Consider the following 21,898-nt stretch of genomic DNA (forward strand, 5'->3'; position numbering starts at 1 on the left):
CGCCGCCGCTGGCGGCCTGGCTGCACACCCCCCGGCCGGCGGGCGGCCCCGGCATCTGGCGCCTGGGCCGGGTGCCCCGGCCGCCGCGGGACCCGGACCCGATCGGCGACCGCGAGCTGTACGGCGGCGCGGCCCTGGCGGTGATCGCCGGGCTGCTGGTCTGGTCCCTGTACGCCCACAGCTATCTGCCGTTCCTGATCTGGCCGCTGGAGTGGCTGGGCTTCGGCTCCTGGGGCAGCAGCACCTTCGGCACCACCGTCCTGTACCTCTGGGAGGTGCTGCTGGCCGGCCTGCTGGTGTGGGGCTTCGGCCGGGCCGGCAAACTGCCCCGGCTGTGGCGGCGCCTGCGGCCCGGGGTGCTGCGGCTGCTGCGTGCCGACCCCGCCGCCGGGGCCCTGCCGCGCTCCCGCACGCTGCGCGGCTGGCTGGCCGCGGTGGCCGCGGTCACCGTCTGGCGGCTGAGCTGGAACGAGGTCTGGGACTTCTGGCTGGAGCCGCTGTACGCCCTGGTGCCCGACAGCTGGTGGCAGGACGGCGACACCACCCCCTACGTGGTCGCCTACGACCTCTACTACCTGCTCTACGCCGTGCTGCTGGCCGTGGTGTTCGGCGCGCTCGGTGACTGGCGCGGCGTGTGGCGCACGCTGCGCGGCAGTCGCGGCCCGGCGGCGGGCGGCGACGGCCCCGGCGCGGACACCGCGTCGGCCGACCTCACCCGCTGGGAGCCGCTGCGCGCGGCGGGCGCCGCCGGGGCCGCCGACCTGCTGAGCGAGGCGGCCCGCTCCGGCGAGATGTCCGACCTGGACTGGACCCGGATCGACCACGCCTGGCGCGGCGTGCGGGCCCGGCCCACCGCGCTGGGCGAGTTCGGCGCCGAGGTCGCCGCGCGCGGCGCCGCCGCCTTCGCCCACCCCTCCGGCGACCGCGATCTGCCCGCCCGCACCGCGCGCCACGACCTGCTGACCCGTCAGGTGCTGATCGGCCGGGCCGTGGACGACGAGCGCAACCCCTATCCGGAGCGCGGCGAAGGGGTGGCCCTGGAGCCGGCCGTGCTGGGCACCTCACTGCTGGCGGTCGGACCGCCCGGATCCGGCAAGACCGGGCGGGTGATCCGCCCGGTGACCGAATCGCTGTGCCTCCAGGCCCTGGCCGGGCAGGCGGCGGTGATCGCGGTCGGCGATGCCGGCGCCGGGCTGGGCCCGGACGCCGCCTTCGACATCATCGTGCGGACCGGCTCCGCCGCCCCCGGCCACCGGCTCGACCTCTACGGCGGCGCGGACTCCACCGACGCGGCGGCGGCCCTGCTGGCCGAGGCCCTGGCGGGCGGCGGGCGCACCGAACCGGCCGAGGCCGCCGCCGCGCTGGCCCAGCTTCTCGGCCCCTACCGCGCGGCCTACGGCCACTTCCCGGGCGTGCCGGAACTGCGCGCGCTGCTGGACGGGGCGCCCGCGCTGCTGGCCACCCTGCGGGAGGACCTGGCACACGCCGGCGCCTGGGACCAGCAGCGCGAACTCGACGCCCGGGAGCGGCAGGCCGTCCGCCCGGACGACGTGGGGCGGCTGCTGGCCGACCGGCTCGCCGTCCTCGACCGGGCCGGTTTCGGCGGACCGCAGGGCGGCGGCGCGGGGGAGCGCCGCACCCGGCCGTTCTCGCTGCTCGGAGCCGTGGAGCATCCGGTGCGGGCGCGCATCGACCTGCCCGGGGCGGGGCACGCCGAGGCCGCGCGCATCCTGACCCGGCTGCTGCTGGCCCAGTTCACCGCTGCGGTCACCGCGCGCGGCGACCGCTCGCTCTTCGCCTGCCTGGTGCTGGACGACGCCACCGCTGCGGTCACCGAGGGGACGGTGCGCGGGCTGACCCGTCTGCGGCCGGCCAACGCGGGCGCGGTACTGGCGCTGCGCTCGCTGGAGGAGGTGCCGGAGCGGCTGCGCACCGGGCTGCTGGGCGCGGTCGGCTGCCGGATGGCGTTCTCCGGCCTCACCACCTGGGACGCCGAGCAGTTCGCCCGGGTCTGGGGCACGGAGTGGCGCGAGGACCGGGACGTCACCAGCACCCCGGACCGCACCGGCGGGCTGCTGCGCCGCTCGGTGCGCGGGGTGCGCAAGGCGTTCACCGGGCGGGACGCGACCACCGAGACGGTGACCGTGCGGCAGGTGGAGCGGGAGCGGTGGCCGGCCTCGGAGCTGGCCCACCGGGTGCCGCCGCGCCATGCCGTGGTCTCCCTCACCAGCGTCACCGGCGACTTTGGCCCCCCGCTGCTGGTCCACCTCCAGCCCTGAACCCGGCCCCGCCGCCCCGCCGCACGGCGCGGCCTGCGGGGGAAACGGAGCTCACCGGGGTACCGAGCGCGGCGGCCGGAGCGGCCGGACCGGCGGGAAACGGCTGCTCCGGCGGCCGGGGGAGAGGGCGAGGCGGTAACGTGAAGACGGGTCCGGCCCCGGACACCGGCCCGGCCGTACCCCCTTCTCCCCGTCCCCGCGTCCGCCGCTCCGTCCCACTCGCCGCAAGGTCCCGCACGCATGCACCCGACCCTGGTCTCCCTGGTCCAGCACCCCGCGCTCAAGCTGGAGGTGCTCGCCGGTCAGGACGGCCTCGCCGCCGAGGTGCGCTGGGCGCACGTCAGCGAGCTGGCCGACCCGGTGCCCTACCTGGAGGGCGGTGAGCTGCTGCTCACCACCGGGCTCCAGCTCGACGTGACCGACTCCGCGGCGATGCGCGCCTACGTCGGCCGCCTCGCCGACGCCGGCGTGGTCGGCCTCGGCTTCGGCGTCGGCATCCACCATCCGGCCCCCGGGGCGCTGCTCGACGCCTGCCGCGAGCGGGGCCTGCCGCTGCTGGGCGTGCCCCGGCGCATCCCGTTCCTCGCCATCAGCAAGGCGGTCTCGGCGGCACTCGCCCAGGAGCAGTACCGGGCCGTCACCGCGGGTTTCGCCGCCCAGCGCGAACTGACCCGGGCCGCGCTCTCCGAGGACGGCCACCGCGCCCTGCTGGAGAGACTGGCCGCGCAGGTGGACGGCTGGGCCGCGCTCTACGACATCACCGGCGCGGTCGGCCACGCCGCTCCGGCCTGGGCCGCCCGCCGCGCCGCCAGGCTGGGCGAGGAGGTGCGGCGGCTGTGCGAGCGCCCGGTCCCGGCCAGCGCCGTGGCCGGCGGCGACAGCTCCGGCGAGGCCGCCGACGACCGGGTGGAGCTCCAGACCGTGGGCGGCAGCTCGCCGCCCCGGGCGGTGCTGGCCATCGGCACCGCGGCCCCGCTCGGCACCGCCGAGCGGTACGCGGTGCAGTCGGCGGTCGCCGTGCTCACCCTGCTCACCGAGCGGTCCCGGGCGTTCCAGGAGGCGGAGCGGCGGCTCGGCGCGGCCGTGCTGCACCTGCTGCTGAGCGGGGAGCCGGAACACGCCCGGGCCGTCGCCGGTGAGCTGTACGGCGGGCTGCTGGACGCGCCGCTGCGGATCGTGGTCGCCGAGCCGGCGGTCACCGGCCCGGCAGCCGCCGATGACGACGGTCTTGCCGAGTTCTGCGCGGCCATGGAGGCGACCGCCGCCCGCGCCGGGGAGGACGTGCTGGCGGTGCCGGACGCCGGCCAGCTGGTGCTGGTGGCCGCCGAGGCCGGCGCGGTGCTCGCGGCCTGTGCCCGCTACGCGGACGGGGCGGCGCCGCGCGGCGGGCGCCGGGAGGAGCGCCGGGTGGTGCTCGGCATCTCGGCCCCGGCCGGCCCGACCTCCGCGGACAGCGCCTACCAGCAGGCGCGGCAGGCCGTGGTGATGGCCCGGCGGCGCGGCCGGACCCTGGCCGAGCACGACGACGTCACCGCCGGATCGGTGCTCGCCCTGGTCGCCGACGACGCGGTGCGCGCGTTCGCGGACGGCCTGCTGCGTCCGCTGCGCGAGCACGACGCCCGCGGGCGCGGCGATCTGGTCGCCTCGCTGCGCGCCTGGCTGGGCCACCACGGCCAGTGGGACGCGGCCGCGGCGGAACTCGGCGTGCACCGCCACACGCTGCGCTACCGGATGCGCCGGGTGGAGGAGATCCTGGACCGGTCGCTGGACGACGCCGACGTCCGCATGGAGCTGTGGCTCGCCCTCAAGGCCACCGCGCTGTGACCCCGGCCGGGGCGCCGCCGGGTGCCCCGGTCCCGGGCGCTGCCGCGGGGAGCGTCCGGGACCGGGACGGGAGGGGGCCGCCGGCCGGCTCAGGAGGCGCAGAGCGCCGGCTTGCCGATGGCGTCGTACATGCAGTCGGCGTGGTCCATCAGGATGAGCACCGCCTCGCGGTTGCGCGCGGTCTCCCGGTCGATGACGCTGCCCGGCGGGTAGAAGCCGCCGCCGCTGCTGCTGCGCGGGTACATCTCGAAGGTGTAGGACCAGATGCCCTGGCTGCCCCACATCCAGTCGTTGATGCTGCCGTCCGTGACATACAGGTCACTGGACTGCTGCGGCCGGTAGCCGTTGCTGGCGGCCATCTGCCGGCCGACCGTGGCATAGGCGTTGCGCGCGTCCGCGTCCAGCCCCGGGGCGGTGTCGTTGTACGTGTACCCGTAGGGCCACAGGATGAGTTCGCTGTAGCTGTGGAAGTCGATGTGCGCCCGGATCTGCTGGCGCCCGCCGACCACCCGGCCGCGCACGAAGTTGGTCACCACCCGCGTCTCGGGCGCGGACTCCGGCCCGCTGCCGCGGTAGGTGGCGCTGGAGGTGGAGCCCGAGGAGCCGCCGCAGCAGCCCCAGTGGTAGGCGAAGTTCCGGTTGATGTCGGTGCCGATGTACCGGGAGCCGCTGTTCGGCTGCCGGTTCTTGCGCCAGTTGCGGAACACCCCGGAGTCCTGGTCGTAGACCTTGCCGTCCGGGTTGACGCTCGGGATGACCCACACCTCACGGGTGTTGAGCAGCTGTGTCAGCCGCGCGTCCCGTCCGTACTGGGTGGCGAACTCGTTGAGCAGGTAGAGCGCCATCTCGGTGGTGAGGTGCTCGCGGGCGTGCATGTTGTGGGTGAAGAGGATCTCGGGCTCGTTCTCGTCCGTCCGGACGTTGTCGCTGATCTTCACCGCGACGATGGACCGGCCCTCGTAGGAGGTGCCGATCACCCGGCTGGACATCAGGTCCGGATACCGCGAGACCAGTGAGTTCACGGCCGCCATGGTCTGGCTGTAGGAGTGGTACGCGGAGGGGGTGGAGAGCGCGGCGGCCCCGTCGGCCGCCGCGGGGTTGCCGGCCGGCAGTTCCTCCAGCAGGTAGCCGAGCCGCTCCAGGCGGCGCACGGTGGCGCGGTCGGCGGTGATGGTCACCGAGTGGTCGTGGACGGCATCGATGGCCACGCCGCCCTGCAGGGCGAGGGCGGAGCGCTGGGCGGCCGAACTGACGCCGCGCACCTCATAGGTGCGGGTGTCCTCGGCGCCGGAGCCGGCGCCCGGCCGGGAGCCGCCGGGGGCGGCGGTGGCCTGGGCACCGAGGGTGAGGGTCAGCGCGAGGGCGACAACGAGGGTGAGTAAGGCGGCCGTTCGGGGCCGCCGTCCCCGCGCCGGGCGCAGGGGTGGGGGCAGGGGGATACGCATCGCAACTCCTGGGATCGTCCAGTGCGACGGGTGGGGGAAGCGCGCATGGGTGGCGCGCCGGCACATTCTTGCGCCGCATGAGCACCTCCGCAATCCCCGCAGCAGGGTTCGGCGGAACGGGGCGGCGGGCCACGGCCCGCCGCCCCGTCCGGGCGCTCACCCGTCGCCGTCGCCGGTTCAGCACGGCGCGCGGCGGCGCTCCCGGGCGGGCGGCAACCGGGCGTCAGCCGGCGGCCACCTCCGTCTCCCCGTCGGAGGCCAGCTCCTTCTGCTTGATCCGCAGCCCGAGCACCACCACGACCGCCGCGCCGAGCAGCATGGCGGTGATGACGAGAAAGGCCCGGGTGGCGCCCTCGGTGAACGCGATCGCGTAGATCTCCTCAGCCGCCAGCCCGCCGGCGTCCTCGGGGGAGGGTGCCGCCTCGGCCCCGGCGAGCAGTTCCTGCTGCTTGTCCAGCAGTGCCCGCACCCACACCGTGGACAGCACCGCGATGCCGAGGGCACCGCCCACCTGCTGCATGGAGTTGAGCACCGCCGAGGTGACACCCTTTTCGCGCTGGGCCACCCCGTGCACGGCCGTCAGGGTGAGCGGAATGGACATCAGCGCGAAGCCCGCGGCAGCGATGGTCATGGGCGGGAAGACGTGCGCCCAGTACGACGAGTCGGCCTCGAGCCGCGAGTACCAGTACATTCCCGAGGCCGCGAGCATCGCGCCGCCGCCGGTCACCCACCGTGGGTCGAAACGCGAAACCAGGGCCGAGGACACCTGTGCCGCGGCCATCATCGTGAGGGCGAACGGCAGGAACGCCAGGCCCGTCTCCAGCGCGGAGTAGCCCAGGACGTCCTGCGCGTACTGGCTGATGAACAGGAAGAACGCGAACATCGACGCCGCCACGATCAGCATCACGAAGTTGCTGACACCGCGGGTGCGGTTGCGCAGGACGTGCAGCGGAAGCAGCGGGGCGGGAGAACGCCGCTCGACCACGAGGAACGCGGCCAGAAGCAGCGCTCCCGCCGCGACGGCGACCAGCGTCCCGGCCTCCGACCAGCGGCTGCCGCCGCTGTCCGCATCGCCGCTCGCATGGGTGAAGCCGTAGACCAGCGCACCCAGACCGAGCGTTGCGGTGACTGCCCCCACCACGTCGAACGCGCCCCGCTGGGGCTGCGATTCGGAGAGGAACCTGCCCGCCAGCAGCACCACCGCGAGACCGATCGGAACGTTGATGAAGAACGTCAGCCGCCACGAGATCTCGGTCAGCACGCCGCCCAGCAGCAGTCCGACCGCGGAGCCGAGCCCGGACATCGCCGCGTAGACGCCCATCGCGCGGTTGCGCGGCGGCCCGGCCGGGAACGTCGTGGTGATGAGCGCGAGCGCGGCCGGGGACGCCATGGCCGCGCCGACCCCCTGGAGGGTTCTGGCGACGATGATCCACGCGGGGGTGGGGGCGATGCCGCCGAGCAGCGACGCGACCGCGAACACCCCCGCGCCGAGGGTGAAGACGCGCCGGCGCCCGAGCAGGTCCCCCAGCCGTCCGCCGAGCAGCAGCAGTCCGCCGAAGGCCAGCGAGTACGACGTCAGGACCCACGACAGGTTCTCCGGGCCGAACCCGAGGTCGGTGCGCAGCCGCGGCAGAGCGATGGTGACGATCGTCGCGTCCAGCACGACCATCAGCTGCACCGTGCTGATGAGCACGAGTGCCATGCCCAGATGCCGGCGGCCGCGGTCGCCGGTATCCGCGCGCTCCTGGCTCGGCCGGGTCAGGTCGTTGGTCACGGACGCCCCCTCTCCGGGAAGTCCTCCTGGGAACCTGCGTGGTGGGTGCGCCGGCCGCCGGAGCCGGGACACCGTTCCGCCGGCGTCCGCCGGGGCAGAGGAGTGAGCCGCCTCTCCGGCGGGCAGCCGGAAACGTGCGTGAGACCCATGGACATTCCGCCAAACGTGTTGCCGGTCGGTTTTCCGGGCGCCGGTCCGGCCCTCGTGAATCCAGTAGTCGTGTCGGAGAATTGGGGAAGCTGGGAAAGGTCGCTCGCCGGATTCCTCCTTCTGTTCGCACGTGTGTCTGCGGCCTGCGGAACGTTCTTGTTTCAGCCCGGCCGGTGCTGGAAGGACGGAACGGGGAGTGCACCGGGCGGGCGGACAGCCGCAGGTGTCGCCGGTAACGTAGTCGTTCGGGTCCGGATGCAGGCGGGCGGTGAAAGAGTGCCGACAGGCCCGCACCGGGAGGCGGGGCGTTCTGGTCTAGCCTGTGGGGTATGGCCGTGCTCCGCGTGATGTCCGTCCTGTCGGTGAGCGATCTCGATTCCGCCGTGGACACCTATGTGAAAGTGACCGGCATGCAGGTCGTGATGCATCACGGCTGGATCGCGATCCTGGCCTCGCCCGACGATCCCTCGGTCCAGCTCGGCCTGATCACCGAGGACCGCACCGGCCCGGTCAACATGGATGCCTCGGTGGAAGTGGACGACGCCGACGCCGCTCACGCGGCGGCACGTGATGCCGGACTGGAGATCATCCACGAGCTCCGCGACGAGGAGTGGGGGGTGCGCCGGTTCTTCTTCCGGGACCGGGACGGCAATGTGATCAACATGCTCTGCCACCGCTGAGCCGCCGAAGCGGGCCCGTCCCGAGGAGGTAGCCTTGCCTGCCACAGTCCCGCCCCGGCGTCCGGGCCCGCCCGCCGGACGCCCACCGGTCCCGTCGCGCCGCAGGCCCGCCCGGACCGAGGAACCCGGCCCGAGCGCACAGGCTTTCTCCGTGCGGTTCTTCGGGGCCGGGCTGGCCGCGGCCGAGCTGATGACCTGTTATCTCGGTCTGGAGACCGGCGCCTACCGGGCGCTGGCCGACGCCGGCCCGGCGACACCGGCCGAGCTGGCGCGGCGCGCCGGCCTCGACGAGCGCATGGCCCGCGAATGGCTGGAACAGCAGGCGAGCGCGGGCGTGCTGCGCGTCGAGAACCCCGGGCAGCCACCGGAGCGCCGCCGCTTCGGCCTTCCGCCCGAGCACGCCGAAGCGCTGCTCGACGCCGACAGCCCGCACTGGATCGCACCACTGGTGGTGATGCCGATGGCCGGCATGGCCTCGGTCCTGCCGCAGCTGGTGGCGGCCTACCGGAACCGGACCGGTCTGCCTCCCTCGGCCTACGGCGAGGCCATGCGGAGCGGCCAGGCCGACCTCAACCGAGGTGTTTTCCGGCACCACCTGGCGGGCTGGATGGCGCGGCACCTGCCGGACGTCGAAGCGCGGCTGCACCTGCCCGATGCCGTGATCACCGACGTCGCCTGCGGCTCCGGGCTCTCCACGCTCACCCTGGCCCGCATGTTCCCCCTCGCCCGGGTGCACGGCATCGACCTGGACCCGGCATCCATCGCCGACGCCCGGCGGCGCCTTGCCCGGAGCAGCCTCGGCGACCGGGTGACCTTCGCCGTGCAGGACGCCGCCGAGTCCGGCCGGGACGGAGGGAGCATGCTGGTCTGCGTGTTCGACGCCCTGCACGACATGTCCCGGCCGGTCGAGGTGCTCCGCAGCTGCCGGCGGATGCTTGCCCCGGGCGGGGCCGTCCTGCTGATGGAACCCGCGGTGGCCGAGCAGTTCACCCCCCAGCCCGCCGACACCGAACGGTTCCACTACGCGGTCAGCGTGCTGCACTGCCTTCCGGTGGGCATGAGCGAGACTCCCACGGCGGCAACCGGTACCGTCATGCGCCCCGCCACCGTGCGCGCCTATGCCCGGGAGGCGGGGCTGGACACTGAGGTCATCGACGTCGGCCACCTCTTCTACCGGCTGTACCGGCTGCGGCCCGGCTGAGCGGCTGTTCCCGGCCCGGGGGCGGGTGGCCGCGCATGCGGTGCGCGGCCACCCGCCCCCGGACCGGGACGCCGGCCCCGCCTCAGGCCGTGCGGCCCTGCGCCCCGCCGGCCACGTGGTCCCGCGCGTGGGCGGTGCCGCGGGGCGTGCCGACCTTGCCGCTGCGCAGGTACTCACCCACCAGGTGGTTGACCTCGGTCGGCTTCTCCAGGAGGGAAGCGTGGCCGCTGTTGCGGATCTCGGTGTACTCGGCGGTGGGGATCAGCGCGGCCAGCTCCCGGGCGTAGTGCCGCGGAGCGACGATGTCGTGCTCCATACCGACGACGAGCAGCGGCACCCGCACCTCGGCCACCTCCGCCTCGGAGGGCCGGAACCGCCGGGCGGCCTCCGCGTGCCCTATCGCACCATGGCCACCGGACTCGGCCCACCCCTGCAGGCCCTCCAGGAAGGGCGCGATGAAGGCATCGCGGTTCAGCGCCCGCGGACCGAACAGGTACATCGCGCGGTAGACGCCCTCCAGGAGCGCCGGGATCTTCTGCCCCGACTGCAGCCGCGTCACGGCCTCGGCCTGGATGGCCTCCTGGAGCTTGCTCGCCTTCCACGGCACCCCGATGAGTGCCGCGCGCTCGACCAGGTCGGGCCGTTTCATGGCCAGGTCGAGCAGGATCATCGCGCCCACGGAGTACCCGATGTAGGTGCACCTGCCGAGCCGCAGCCCCTCGTTGAGCGCGGCCAGGTCCTGACCGAGCAGTTCGACGGTATAGGGCGGCGGGGTCTCCTCCGACGGCGCGACGCCCCGCAGGTCGAAGGTGACGACCCGGTAGCCCGCCTTCGTCAGGTGCGGCACCTGCATGTCCTCGAACAGGGACGCCTGGTGCTGCCCCGGGACGAGCACGACCACCGGCCCGTCCTCCGGTCCGTACATGTCGTAGCTGAGGGTGACGCCGGTGGGCAGTTCGATCTTCATGCCGTTTCCCTTCGTGGTAGATCCGGCCGTCCGGGTTCTCCGAGGGGTTTCCGGTGCACCGGCAGCCCGGATGCGCCGCAGGACACGCCGCGCAGGACACGCCGCGCAGGTGTCGCTCCGCACCGCGGAAGCGGCGGCGGGGTCAGGAGGTGACGAGCTGGTCCTGCGCCGCGAGCTGACCGAGGACGTACTCCAGCACCTGCTCGGTGGTCTGGATGCCCCGCCCGGTCTCCTCGTCGATCGGCGGCAGGTCGAAGTCGTCCTCGATCGCAAAGGCCAGCTCCAGCAGGGCCAGCGAGTGGAAGCCGAGGTCGTTGACCAGGTGCAGGTCCTTGTCCGGGTCGTACCGCTCCGGCTCGGGCGAGAGCTGCTGGATGATCCCGAGCACGGTCTCGCGGACCGTCTCCGCCGTGTAGCGCATCCGCCTTCTCCGTTCTCGACTTCTCAGGCCGGGCGGTCCGCCGCGGCGGACCCGGCCGGGACGGCAGCCCCGGCCGGCGGTGCGGGCCGGCGGTGCAGTGTGAACCAAAGCTCCCGGCGCCGGCTCTTGCCACTGGTGGTGCGGGGAATGGTCCCGCGGGGAACGCATGCGACGTGCCGCCTGATGCCCGGACACGTCGAGCCGAGCACCCGGGCGGCGGTCTCGGCGCCGCCGGGCCCGGGATCCTCCAGGACCGCGTACGCGTGGGCCTGCGTGCCCAGTTCCCCCAGCACCACACAGGTACGGTTGAGGTCCAGGCCCGCACGGCCCAGCATCATCTCGACGTCCTCGGCGAACACATACTGGGCGTTGACCTTGACGCTGTCGCCCAGCCGGCCGAGCACGTACAGCTCGCCGTCGCGCTCGAAGGCCACGTCACGGGTGTGCAGGGCCCCGTCGCGGAGGACCGTGCCCGCCGTCGCGGACTCCTCCAGGTAGCCGTCGGCCAGCGAGGAGCCGGTGACGACGAGTTCGCCGAGGTGGCCCTCGGGCACCGGCTTGCCGTCCTGGTCCACCAGGCGGACCGCCATGCCCGCGAGCGGGCGCCCGCAGCTCATCACGTCGACGGTTCCGCCCTCGTCCTGCCCGCCGGCATCGGTGCGCACGGGTGCCCCGACGGAGAGGCCGCCGCGGCGGATCCGCACGCTGGAGGCACGCCGGCCGACGGGCACCCCGGTCACGGCGAGCGTGGACTCGGCGAGCCCGTAGGCGGGCGTGAGCGCGCTCGGAGCGAACCCGTGGCCGGCCATCAGGTCGGTGAAGGACCGCACCCGGACCGGGTCGATCCGCTCCGCGCCCACGATCAGGGCGCGCCAGCCGGTGAAGTCCAGGCCCTGGAGCTGCTCCGGCCGCACCCGGTCGACGATGCGCTGGAGCCCGAACGGCGGGGTGGCGGTGATGGTGGCGCCGCCGCGGTGGAAGCGGCGCAGGTAGGCAAGCGGGCGGCGGACGAAGGTCTCGGGCGTGCACACGGCCAGATCGTTGTTCCCGCCGGACACCGGGACGACCATGCAGCCGATCAGACCCATGTCGTGGTGCATCGGCAGCCAGGAGCACCACGCATCGCTCGCCGTGGCGCGCTCCCAGGCGCGGATCGCCGCGACGTTCGCCGCCAGGGCCCGGTGGGAGATCCGCACCCCGCGGGGCCGGCCGGAACTGCCCGAGGTGAACTGGATCAGCGCCGTCTCCGCGGGATCGCGCCGGGCGGGATCGGCCCGCGCCAGCTCGTCCAGCACGAGCAGCCGCACACGCCGCCGGGAGGCGAAGCCGGACTCGTTCACCACCTGCCGCGCGTAGGACAGGTGGTCCGCGTCGACCACGACCACGCCGGCGTCGAGGGCGTCGATCACCTGCCGGATGCGCTCGCGGTGCGGGTCGCCGGACATCCTGGTGGGCGGAGCGAGCACGGACACCACGCATCCCGACGCCTGCACGCCGTAGAAGCCGGCCACCAGGTCCGGGCCGGTACGGCACAGCAGGGGCACCGCCGATCCGGCCGGCACACCGCTCGCGGCCAGTCCGCCGGCCGTCCGCAGGGCGCGTGACGCCAGGTCGGGATACGGGGTGCGGCTGACCGGCTCGGCGTCGAAAACCTCCACGGCAGCATCCGCGCGCGGCTGCTCCAGCCACGCCAGCGGATGCACGTCGGTGCGGGTCATGAACTGCCCCTCGGTCGCCGGACGGACGGCCGCCCGCGGGTTCACGGCCGGCCTTCAGGACAGTAGGAGATGCAGAGGTGGCGCCGGTCGTCTCTTTCAAGGGTCTGTTGCCGTGCCGGACCGGCACCGTGAACTCCTCGACACTGGCCGGTGGCGCCCGGGCGCCGCCCGCGTCAGCCGTTCCCCCGCACCGCGCGATCGTCACCGTGCGATCGTCACCGCGCCGTCCTGCCGAGGATGCCGATGACCGACACCTTCACGAAGACCGGCAAGTTCATCCCGTGGCCCGAGGCCGATGCCGAGCGCTACCGGCGGGCGGGTCTGTGGCAGGGCATCGCCCTGGGCGACGCCCTCACCGCCGCGGCCGATGCCGTACCGGACGCGACGGCCGCGGTCGACCGCCGCCGGCGCATCAGCCACGGCCGGCTGCGGGCCGAGGCCGACGAGATCGCTCACGGCCTGACCGCCCTCGGCCTGCGCCCCGGCGACCGCATGGTGGTGCAGCTGCCCAACGTCGTCGAGTTCCTCACCGTGACCGTCGCCATGCTGCGGGCGGGCATCACCCCGGTGCTCGCCCTGCCGGGACACCGCCGCAGCGAGATCGACCATCTCGCCGCGGCCGCCGAGGCGGCCGGCTACCTGACGATCGACCGCTTCCAGGGTTTCGACCACCGGCCGCTCGCCCGCCACCTGCGGGAGACACGGCCCGACCTGCACTGCGTGATCGGCGGCGACGCCGAGGAGTTCACGTCCCTGGACGCGGTGCGGGCCGCCGGGGCGGCCGCGGCCGGGCGGCCTTTCCCCGGCGTGGACCCGGGCGGCGTGGCGCTGCTGCTGCTCTCCGGCGGGAGCACCGGCAAGCCGAAGCTGATCCCGCGCACCCATGACGACTACCTGTTCAACATCCGCGGCTGTGCCGAGGCCCTGCGGTTCGGCCGCGACTCGGTCTATCTCGCCGCCAACCCGGCGGCGCACAACGCGGCCCTGGGCTGCCCCGGCGTCTGGGGGGCGCTGCTCGTGGGAGGCAAGGCGGTGCTCGCGTCGAGCCCGGCCCCCGACGAGGTCTTCGGGCTGATCGAGCGCGAGGGAGTCACCCACACGACCGTGGTGCCCGCGGTGGCCGCGCTGTGGTCCGCCGCGAGCGCCACGCGGCGGGTCGACATGAGCAACGTCCTGCTCCAGGTCGGCAGCTCCAAGTTCGACGCCGAGGCCGCCGGCCGCACCCGGCGCGCGCTGGGCTGCCGCATCAGCAACTGGTTCGGCATCGGCGAGGGGCTGCTGACCCACACCCGGCTGGACGATCCCGAGGAGGTCGTCCACGGCACCGAGGGACGGCCGCTGTCGGAGTTCGACGAGGTGCGCATCGTCGACGAGGAGCTGCGCGACGTGCCGCCCGGGCAGACCGGCGAACTCCTCGCGCGGGGCCCGTACACCATCCGGGGCTACTGGAACGCCCCCGAGGCGAACCGTGCCGCGTTCACCGCCGACGGGTTCTTCCGCACCGGGGACCTCGCCCGGATGACGCCCGAGGGCAACGTGGTCATTGCCGGGCGCGCCAAGGACATCATCAACCGGGGCGGCGAGAAGGTGTCGGCCGAGGAGGTCGAACTCCACCTGCGCAGCCACGAGGCGGTCGGCGACGCCGCCCTTGTGGGCCGGCCCGACACCGTGCTCGGCGAGGCCTGTGTGGCCTACGTCGTGCCCTCGGGAGACGACGGTGTCGGCCTGCCGGACCTCAAGCGCCACCTGACGGCCAGAGGGCTGGCCGTCTACAAGCTGCCCGACGAGCTGCGGCTGGTGCCGAGCCTGCCGCGGACACCGGTCGGAAAGATCGACAAGACCGCGCTGCGGGCGGACGCAGCCGGTACCGCCGGTACCGCCGGTACCGCCGGTACCGCCGGTACCGCCGGTACCGCCGGAACCACGGGAACCGCAGGAACCACGGGAACCGCAGGAACCACGGGAACCGCAGGAACCGCCGGAGCCGGATGAGCCGGGGTCCGGGGTGATCGAGGAGCTGGTGCCGGCGGACGTCGCCGCCGCCGACCTCTTCGGCGACCTGCCCGCGCACCGGCACCGGCTGTTCGAGGCCGAGCACGCCGTCGTCCGGGGCGCCGTCCCGGCGCGGGTCCGGGAGTACACCACGGTGCGCTGGGCCGCCGCGCAGTGCATGCGGTGCCTGGGGCGGGCACCGGCGCCGCTGCTGCCGGGGCACCTCGGGGCGCCGCGCTGGCCGGACGGGCTGGTCGGCAGTCTCACCCATTGCCGCGGCTACCGGGCCGCCGTCGTGGCGCCCGCCTCGGCGGTGTCCGGCCTGGGCATCGACGCGGAGCCCGACGAACCGCTGCCGGAGGGCCTGATCCGGCGCATCGCCTCGGCCGGGGAACTGCGTCACCTCGCCGCCCTGCGGACCGGCCGTGCGGAGGTGCGGTGGGACCGGCTGCTGTTCTGCGCCAAGGAGGCGTTCTACAAGGTGTGGTCGTACGCCGTGGGCACCTGGCTCGACTTCCACGACGCCGAGGTCCGCTTCGAGGGCACGCGTCCGGACGCCCGCGGCGGCGGATTCGTGGTCCGCCTCTCCGGCACCGCCGGCACGCCCGGCGGGTCCGCGGGCGCCCGGCGGCGGCCGGAGCCGGAGGCGGACGGCTTCCCCGCCCTGCCGGGACGATGGCTGGCGCGCCGCGGTGTCCTGGTCACCGCGATCGTGACCGCCGTGGGCGAGCTGCCCGGCGGCTGAGCCCCGGCCGGGCAGGCCGCCGGGCCGGCCGGGACAGCGGGCCGGGACAGCGGGCCGGGTCAGGCCGGCCGGGCGGCGACGGGCATCCCCTCCCAGGCCCAGTACGGGAAGCGGAAGCCACCGGTGCTCGGACTCCAGCGGGCCCGGCCGGCCGGTTCGAGGTGCGGGAAGCGGGCCAGCAGGCGTTCGAACAACACCGCCCCCTCGACCCGTGCGAGCGCCGCTCCGAGGCACAGGTGGACTCCGCCCCCGAAGCTCACGTGCGGGTTGGGCGAACGGGTCAGGTGCAGCCGGTCGGGGTCCTCGAACACCGTCTCGTCGCGGTTCGCCGAGGCCAGGAGGAGAACCACGACCCGGCCCCGGCGGAGGGTGAGCCCCGCGATCTCGATCGGTTCCAGGACCAGTCTCGACGTGGTGTGGATCGGCGCGTCGTACCGCATGAACTCCTCCAGCGCGGTGCCGACGATGCCGGGGTCCGCACGGAGCCGGTGCTGCAGGGCGGGGTCGGTGAGAAGCGCGCCGCCGCCGGTGGCGATCACGTTCGTGGTGGTCTCGAAGCCGGCGTAGTACACGAAGAGCGCGTTGTCGACGATTTCCTCGTCGCTCAGCGGCTCGGTGCCCTCGCGCACCGCGGTGAGCATCCGCGACAGCAGGTCGTCGCCGGGCCGGCGGCGTCGTTCCCGCACCAGGCCGGCGAAGTACTCGCGCAGCCGGATGACGGCCTCGTGCGCCTCGTGCCGCTTCTCCTCGGGGATGAACACCGCGAACGCCTGTGCCAGCGAGGTCGACCACCGGGCGATGGCGTCCCGGTCGGCCTCCGGTATGCAGAGAAGTTCGCTCATCACCGTCATCGGGACGGGAACGGCCAGGTCCGCCACCAGATCCCAGGTGCCGCGGTCCGCCACCCGGTCCAGAATCCGGTCCACCAGGGTGCCGATGGGGCCGGCGAGCGAACGCACCATCGCCGGGTTCAGCGACTTGGTCAGCAGGCGCCGCAGCCGGACGTGGGCCTCGTGGTCGCGGTTGATGATGATGCGCTGCAGGTAGTCGTTGGCCGGGCCCTCCCCGATCGACATCGCCTGGTACTGCTCGGGGTATTCGCGGCCCAGACGCGGGTCCCGCAGCAGCGCGCTGACTTCGGCGTGGCGGGAGAAGACCCACTGCCCCGGGCCGCCCCGGCACACCGGTCCGTGCTCCCTGAGCCGCCGGTAGACCGGATACGGGTCCGCTACTCTCCGGGCGTCTTCCAGCACGTACCGCGGCATGTCCGTACGCATCGAGGCACCTCCCACGTGTGCCCACGGTAGGCGCGGCGCCCGGGGTGCACCCGGCCCGTGAAGGTTGGCCGACAGGTTCGGCACGAACGCGCCGCAGCTTTGCCAGGCTCGGTTGCCGACCGGAACGGCGGAGGAGGCAGGAAGGGATGCGACAGCTCCCGGTGAGGTTCGACTCCCGCGATCCACGTGTGCTCGACGATCCCTATCCGGTGTACGCCGAGCTGCGGGCGGCCGGACGGCTGGCGCGCGGCTCCGCGGGGCAGTGGGTGGTGTCGCACCACGCGGATGTGTCACGGCTTCTGAAGGACCACCGGCTGGGACATGAATACCCGCCGGAATACCACGAGTTCTCCAACGGCACCGGGCCGGCCAACGACTTCCTGCAGCGCATCGTGCTGGACCGGGACCCGCCGGCGCACACGTTCTGGCGGCGGATCATGCACCAGTCGTTCAGCCCCCGGCTGATGCGGCGGCTCTACGACTACGTGGCGGGACAGGTCGACGGGCTCATGGCCGGGGCCCTGGAAAGGGGCCGGTTCGACGTGGTCGGCGATCTCGCCTTCCCGCTGCCGGTGACGGTGGTCTGCGAGCTGATCGGCATTCCGGAGGTCGACCGCGAGGCGGTGCGTCCGCACGCCGTGCAGCTCGCCAAGGCGTTCGCGCTCTACGTGCCGCCCGAGGAGCGGGAAGGAGCGCACGCCGCGGTCACCTGGCTGCGCGACTACGTCAACGCCCTGGTCGACGAGCGCGCTTCACGGCCGGCCGACGACCTGATCGGCAATCTGCTGGCCGCGCAGCGGGAGACGCCCGGCCTGGACCGCGAGACCCTGATCGACAATGTGGTGTTCCTGTTCTTCGCGGGTTTCGAGACCACCACCAACCTGATCTCGACGACCTGGTCGGCCCTGCTCACCCGTCCCGAGCAGCTCCGGAAGCTGCGCGAGCGGCCGGAACTGGCCGAGAGCACCGTGGAGGAGATGCTCCGCTACGACGCCCCGATCCAGGCCACCGCCCGCTACGTCAGGGAACCGGTCGCCATCGACGGACGGACCATCCGTCCCGGACGCATCCTCGTCCTCCTGCTGGGCGCGGCGAACCACGATCCCGCGCGCTTCGACCGGCCGGAGGAGCTCGACATCACCCGGGACCCCAACCCGCACGTCAGCTTCGGCGGCGGACCGCACCACTGCCTGGGTGCCGCCCTGGCCCGGGTGGAGGGCCGCGCGGTCGCCGACTGGCTGGCGCGGGCCGCCGAAGCCCCGCGCCTGGCCGGACGGATGATCCGGCGCCCCAGCGTCACCTTCCGCGCCTATCAGAGCATCCCCGTCGCCCTGCGTCCCGGGGAATAGTGGTGTGCCGCTCCCGGGCACGGGCACGGAGATCCGGCGCCGGGGGAGCGGCGGCGCGATCTTTCCGGTGCCGGTTGCCCCACGGGCAGCCGGCGCCTTTTCCCGCGCCGCCGGGCGGGGAGACGCCGCCGAACAGCGGGTGCTTCAGGCACCATTGCCTACCTGAACTTCAGAATTTATCCTACCGTAGTGGCCGTGGCCGACAGGATGGTAAATGGTCATGGTGGAGGCATGTCGGAAGCTCGATCCCGACTCCATCAGAGGGCTGTACGGATCATGAGGGAGACCGGGAAGAGCGCCGCGGAAATGGCCGGGGAATCCGGGATTCATCCACGGCCGCCGCAGAAGTGAGCCGGCAAGGCCGGGAGGAGCACCGATCCGGCCTCCCGGCGGCCGAGCGCGTCCGAACAGGAGGAACTGGCGGGCCGTGTGCGGCAGATAGGGACGACGACCGAGCAGATCCTGGTTCCGGGGCGGTCGGCCAGGCCCGGGAACACGTGTTGCGGATTGAACAGCAGAGGATGATCCGGCTGTTACGGCCGGGGCAGAGAGCGAATACCAGGCCGCAAAAGGTATTCCGTGGTGCACCGCCTAGCGGACGTTGGGGGTGAGCGAATCCTGGTGTTACACACGGCGTGATCACAAGCCGCCGGGCGTGAACCGAGCAGAACCGTCCCGCCGGGGGAGCCGGCAGATCCTCCGACGCGGACGGCGGCGCACCTGCCCGGCCAAAGCCTTTCGCCCGCCCTTTTCGCGGGCGATTCCGGCCGTGGCGGCCATGCACCCGGCCGCGGCACTGCGCGGCCGCACAACAGCGGGCCGGGACCCGGCCCGGAAACGGGACGGCAAGTGCGCCGCTCACCCTTTCCGGCGCGCTGCCGGCATCCCGGCGGACACCGGCCACGGGACGCGGCCGGACGCCGCCCTCGGCCAGGCGTCCGGCAGTGGGCCAGGGGCCGGGTACGTCCACCGCACCTTCTCAACACCTGGACACACGCCGGCTTCTTGCAACGCGCGTCGACTACGCGGCGTCCGCGTCCGCATGAGTCCGATCGACTACGAGTGACCATCCTGTGCGCCGGTCCGCTTCTTCCTTCCGGGCCGGCCGCGCAGCGCAAGCTCCACCGTTCGGGGGATCGACCGACTCCTGCGGAGCAGCGCCCGGGCGGGGGAGGACGCCACAGACATGCCGCCAATGGGGGCAACATGCCGAACACTCGCCAATTCCACAGCACCGTCCCCCGCGTTCCCGGTCCAGAGCCCGAAGCTCAAGGGGGTACGCACGGGTCTATTCCGAAGAGGCTGCGATGAGTGACGCGCGGAAGGTCGTTTTCCTGCGGTGGCCGGCGCAGAGCCATGAGCGTGCCCGTCTTCGTGAAGCGGGAGTCCCCTCCTTGCTTGTCGTGGAAGGAGGCGCGATCCCGCCGACCGATATAGCTCCGAGCGAGGACTGGATACGCCCGCCGGTCGCGCGCTGTGATGTCGAGGCCAGAGTCGCCGTGCTCAAGCGTCGCACCGCCGACTCCGTCCCGGTTCTCGACCCCACCGGCGTGCTCTACTACGGCGGTGAGTCGGTGCCGATGTCCAATGCGCAGGTGGCGATGATGCAGTGCTTTCTCGCCGATTTCCGCCAAGTGGTCCGCCGAGAAGAACTCCAGGAGGCACTGGCCGACATCAACGTGGGGTTCTCCAACAATGCGCTGGATCTCCATATACTGCGGCTGCGCAAGCGGATCGCCAGGGTCGGTCTGGAACTGCGAACCGTATGGGGACGCGGCTACATCCTGGGGTGGGCGGACTCGGACCCCCGGCGTTCTCCATAGAATTCCCGCCCGCGCATCGGGGTGCCCGGGCGCCGGCAGTGCAGCGCGGAGAACACCTGCCCCGGAAAGGCCGCAGCAGCGTGCCGAAATGGCCACGACGGGAAACTTCCAAGGGGTGAGCCGCGCGGTGGAGCGCTCTTTACGGGGCGTTTCCCGCGCGGCTTTCACCGCGCGCGGGAAGGGAATTCCGGTGGGCGGGCGCGCCCGGGGACGGCCCCGGGGAGCGCGGCCCGGCTCAGTCCGGCGAGGGGATCCGCCGGTCCGCCGCCGCCGTTCCCGGCCCGCCGGCGGTCCGCTGGTGCACCTTGCCGCGCAGCAGGCGCAGTTCGGGGAACGGCAGGGTCGCCCGGTCCACCAGATACGCCACTCCGGAACTGCCGCCGGTTCCCGCCGTCCCGCCCAGCATGGCGCTGGTCAGCCCGACATGGCCGATCTTCCAGCGCAGATAGCCGTTGCCGACGTGCAGCAGCCCCTCGACGACGCGGTGTTCGGTGCCCGCGTCCACGCCGGCTTCGACGATCGAGGTCACGCTGCCGCCATGCCGCTCCACTCCCCGGACGAACGCCCGGTAGAGCGTGCCGTCCCGGGAAGCGTTCCCGAGCATCCGCTCCAGCCGGTGGAACTGGGCCGACTGGGCGCCGCTCGCCGAACCGAGGAACTGCCGGAAATGCGCGAAGTCCTCCAGGCACAGCCTCTCCATCGCGACCAACTGCTCGTGCAGCAGCCTCAGCAACGCCCCTGCGCGGTAGAGCAGGTCGACCGCCCGTTCCAGGTCACCCCGGCGCATGGTGGCGAAGGCGTCCTCGACGGCCGACAGGTCCGCCAGGATCTGCTTCAGCCACAGCTCGCACGTCTGGTGGCAGACGATGAAGAAGTGCTCCGACAGCGCCATGTGGCCGGAGCCGTACTTCTCCGAGCGCGGCTCCTGCAGCGACAGGAGCTCGTCGACGCGCAGGTAGTCCTGGTAAGAGTCCTCGGCGTCCATCAGCCTTTCCTCTTCTCCTCGACCAGCGCCACGATCTGCTCGACGCCGGCGGCGAGCTGCTTGCGGTCGACACAGAACGCGATGCGCACCAGCCCGCCGGCGACGCCGCCCGGGAGGAGGGGGCGCAGCGTCCCGTCCGCGGCGAACTCCGGGCGGGCGGAGAACCCGCTGCCGGGCACCACCACCACGTCCCGGGTCCGCATCAGTTCGGCGGCGAACTGCTCGCCGGTCAGGCCGCTGGAGGACACGTCGACCATCGCGTACCAGCCCCCGCCGGGGAGGTCCCGCAGCAGCCCGGCCTCCCTCAGGGCCGGCAGTACGCCGTCCCGGTTCGTGCGCAGGAACTCATGGTTGCCGGCCAGCGCCTCCCGCGCCTGCAGGGCGCTCAGCCCGGCGTACTGGATCGGGGCGGAGGGCGCGATGATGCTGGATTCCTGCACCATCCGCATGGCGCCGCACACCTGGGGGCGGGCGACCGCGACGTAGCCGAGCCGGTAGCCCGTCATGGCCAGCCCCTTGGAGAATGTGAAGACGCTGTTGACCAGCCGCTGTGCGGGCGGCAGGTCACGTTCGAGGGCGGCGATGGACACATGCGGCGACTCGAACGCGAAGTCCTCGTACGCCTCATCGCTGATGATCTGCCACCCGTTGCGTGCCGCCAGTTCGTAGAGCCGGAGCTGGACCTCGCGGGTCAGCAGTGCACCGGTCGGGTTCGCCGGCGAGTTCAGCAGCAGAATCCGCGTCCTGCCGGTGGCCACGGCGCGGACCGACTCCGGGTCGGGCGCGAACGAGTCGTCCAGCCCGTAGAAGACCGGGCGCAGGCCCCCCAGCAGCGCCTGCTGCAGATGCACCGGCCAGTGGATCGCGGGGACGAGGATCTCGGCACCCGGCTCGGACAGGCTCCGCATCAGGGCCGCCAGTCCCTGGCACGACCCCGGCGTGACGAACAGGTGGTCGGCCGGGGCGTCGATGCCGTTGACGGCGGCGAGCTTCTCGCTGAGGGCCTCGCGCAGTTCGAGCAGGCCGTGCACGTCGATGTAGCGGGTCCTGCCGTCGAGCACCGCCTCGGCGAGGCTCCGGCCCACGGATTCGGGCGGCCCGAACGCGGGCTCCCCGACGTGCAGCTTGATCAGCGATGGGCCCTGGCGCTCGCGCTCGTTGGCCAGCCGAAAGGATTCGTACAGCCACGAAGGGGGGATCGCGGACGCCACCGGGAAGACCGGAGGCTGCTGAGCCATGATGGTGAATCCTCCTGCGCTCGATGGGAT

General features: G+C 73.3%; 16 protein-coding genes. 8 read left to right on the forward strand and 8 right to left on the reverse strand.

Annotated elements, in window-relative coordinates; genetic code table 11:
* Together GQS09_RS11200 and GQS09_RS11205 are read left to right on the forward strand one after the other, a co-directional pair.
* Window positions 1–2,279: ATP-binding protein (locus GQS09_RS11200; RefSeq protein ID WP_243761303.1), on the forward strand; the 2,279-nt coding region annotated here is incomplete at its 5' end.
* A gap of 240 nt (window positions 2,280–2,519) precedes the next feature.
* A complete protein-coding gene (locus tag GQS09_RS11205) occupies window positions 2,520–4,103 on the forward strand; it encodes a PucR family transcriptional regulator (RefSeq protein ID WP_165985877.1) in 1,584 nt (527 codons plus the stop codon).
* An 89-nt stretch (window positions 4,104–4,192) separates the two neighbouring features.
* On the opposite strand, the gene GQS09_RS11210 is transcribed toward GQS09_RS11205, so the two are convergent.
* Window positions 4,193–5,548: a M14 family metallopeptidase gene (locus GQS09_RS11210; RefSeq protein WP_165985878.1), complete on the reverse strand. Its 1,356-nt coding sequence runs from the start codon at window positions 5,546–5,548 to the stop codon at window positions 4,193–4,195.
* Between the two features lie 223 nt (window positions 5,549–5,771).
* Window positions 5,772–7,322, reverse strand: a complete 1,551-nt coding sequence (locus GQS09_RS11215; RefSeq protein ID WP_207957695.1) for an MFS transporter — start codon at window positions 7,320–7,322, stop codon at window positions 5,772–5,774.
* A 479-nt stretch (window positions 7,323–7,801) separates the two neighbouring features.
* On the opposite strand from GQS09_RS11215, the gene GQS09_RS11220 reads away from it, so the two are divergent.
* Both GQS09_RS11220 and GQS09_RS11225 read left to right on the forward strand, forming a co-directional pair.
* On the forward strand, window positions 7,802–8,152 hold the full coding sequence (locus GQS09_RS11220) for a VOC family protein (RefSeq protein WP_207957696.1): 351 nt from the start codon (window positions 7,802–7,804) through the stop codon (window positions 8,150–8,152).
* Between the two features lie 151 nt (window positions 8,153–8,303).
* Window positions 8,304–9,353 (forward strand): class I SAM-dependent methyltransferase, encoded by a 1,050-nt coding sequence (locus GQS09_RS11225; RefSeq protein ID WP_313896088.1) that lies wholly within the window; start codon window positions 8,304–8,306, stop codon window positions 9,351–9,353.
* A gap of 82 nt (window positions 9,354–9,435) precedes the next feature.
* Here GQS09_RS11225 and GQS09_RS11230 read toward each other — a convergent pair whose 3' ends face one another.
* From GQS09_RS11230 to GQS09_RS11240, 3 genes are all read right to left on the reverse strand, one after another.
* Window positions 9,436–10,320: an alpha/beta fold hydrolase gene (locus tag GQS09_RS11230; RefSeq protein WP_165985880.1), complete on the reverse strand. Its 885-nt coding sequence runs from the start codon at window positions 10,318–10,320 to the stop codon at window positions 9,436–9,438.
* A gap of 142 nt (window positions 10,321–10,462) precedes the next feature.
* Window positions 10,463–10,741, reverse strand: coding sequence for a phosphopantetheine-binding protein (locus GQS09_RS11235; protein WP_165985881.1), 279 nt, complete (start codon window positions 10,739–10,741; stop codon window positions 10,463–10,465).
* Between the two features lie 23 nt (window positions 10,742–10,764).
* Entirely contained in the window at window positions 10,765–12,459 is a 1,695-nt protein-coding gene (locus tag GQS09_RS11240; RefSeq protein ID WP_165985882.1) for an AMP-binding protein, read from the reverse strand.
* Between the two features lie 243 nt (window positions 12,460–12,702).
* On the opposite strand from GQS09_RS11240, the gene GQS09_RS11245 reads away from it, so the two are divergent.
* Both GQS09_RS11245 and GQS09_RS11250 read left to right on the forward strand, forming a co-directional pair.
* Window positions 12,703–14,451, forward strand: coding sequence for a (2,3-dihydroxybenzoyl)adenylate synthase (locus GQS09_RS11245; RefSeq protein ID WP_207957697.1), 1,749 nt, complete (start codon window positions 12,703–12,705; stop codon window positions 14,449–14,451).
* A gap of 13 nt (window positions 14,452–14,464) precedes the next feature.
* Complete coding sequence (locus GQS09_RS11250; protein ID WP_165985884.1) at window positions 14,465–15,196, forward strand: 4'-phosphopantetheinyl transferase superfamily protein; 732 nt, start codon at window positions 14,465–14,467, stop codon at window positions 15,194–15,196.
* A 59-nt stretch (window positions 15,197–15,255) separates the two neighbouring features.
* On the opposite strand, the gene GQS09_RS11255 is transcribed toward GQS09_RS11250, so the two are convergent.
* Window positions 15,256–16,473: a cytochrome P450 gene (locus tag GQS09_RS11255; protein ID WP_165985885.1), complete on the reverse strand. Its 1,218-nt coding sequence runs from the start codon at window positions 16,471–16,473 to the stop codon at window positions 15,256–15,258.
* A 146-nt stretch (window positions 16,474–16,619) separates the two neighbouring features.
* Between GQS09_RS11255 and GQS09_RS11260 the strand changes: the two genes are divergently transcribed.
* A complete protein-coding gene (locus GQS09_RS11260) occupies window positions 16,620–17,822 on the forward strand; it encodes a cytochrome P450 (RefSeq protein WP_165985886.1) in 1,203 nt (400 codons plus the stop codon).
* Between the two features lie 1,307 nt (window positions 17,823–19,129).
* The gene (locus GQS09_RS11265) at window positions 19,130–19,645 is read left to right on the forward strand and encodes a helix-turn-helix domain-containing protein (RefSeq protein WP_165985887.1); all 516 of its coding nucleotides are present in this window, start codon (window positions 19,130–19,132) and stop codon (window positions 19,643–19,645) included.
* Window positions 19,646–19,880: 235 nt separating this feature from the next.
* Here the strand turns inward: GQS09_RS11265 and GQS09_RS11270 are convergent, their stop codons facing one another.
* Window positions 19,881–20,630 carry a tryptophan 2,3-dioxygenase family protein gene (locus GQS09_RS11270; RefSeq protein ID WP_243761304.1) on the reverse strand — a complete coding sequence of 250 codons (750 nt, stop codon included), beginning with the start codon at window positions 20,628–20,630 and terminating at the stop codon, window positions 19,881–19,883.
* On the reverse strand, window positions 20,630–21,868 hold the full coding sequence (locus GQS09_RS11275; protein ID WP_165985888.1) for a pyridoxal phosphate-dependent aminotransferase: 1,239 nt from the start codon (window positions 21,866–21,868) through the stop codon (window positions 20,630–20,632). Before GQS09_RS11275 ends, GQS09_RS11270 begins: the two co-directional genes overlap by 1 nt.
* Window positions 21,869–21,898 lie beyond the last annotated feature (30 nt).

Source organism: Streptomyces sp. YIM 98790 (genome assembly GCF_011421595.1).
Lineage (GTDB): Bacteria > Actinomycetota > Actinomycetes > Streptomycetales > Streptomycetaceae > Streptomyces.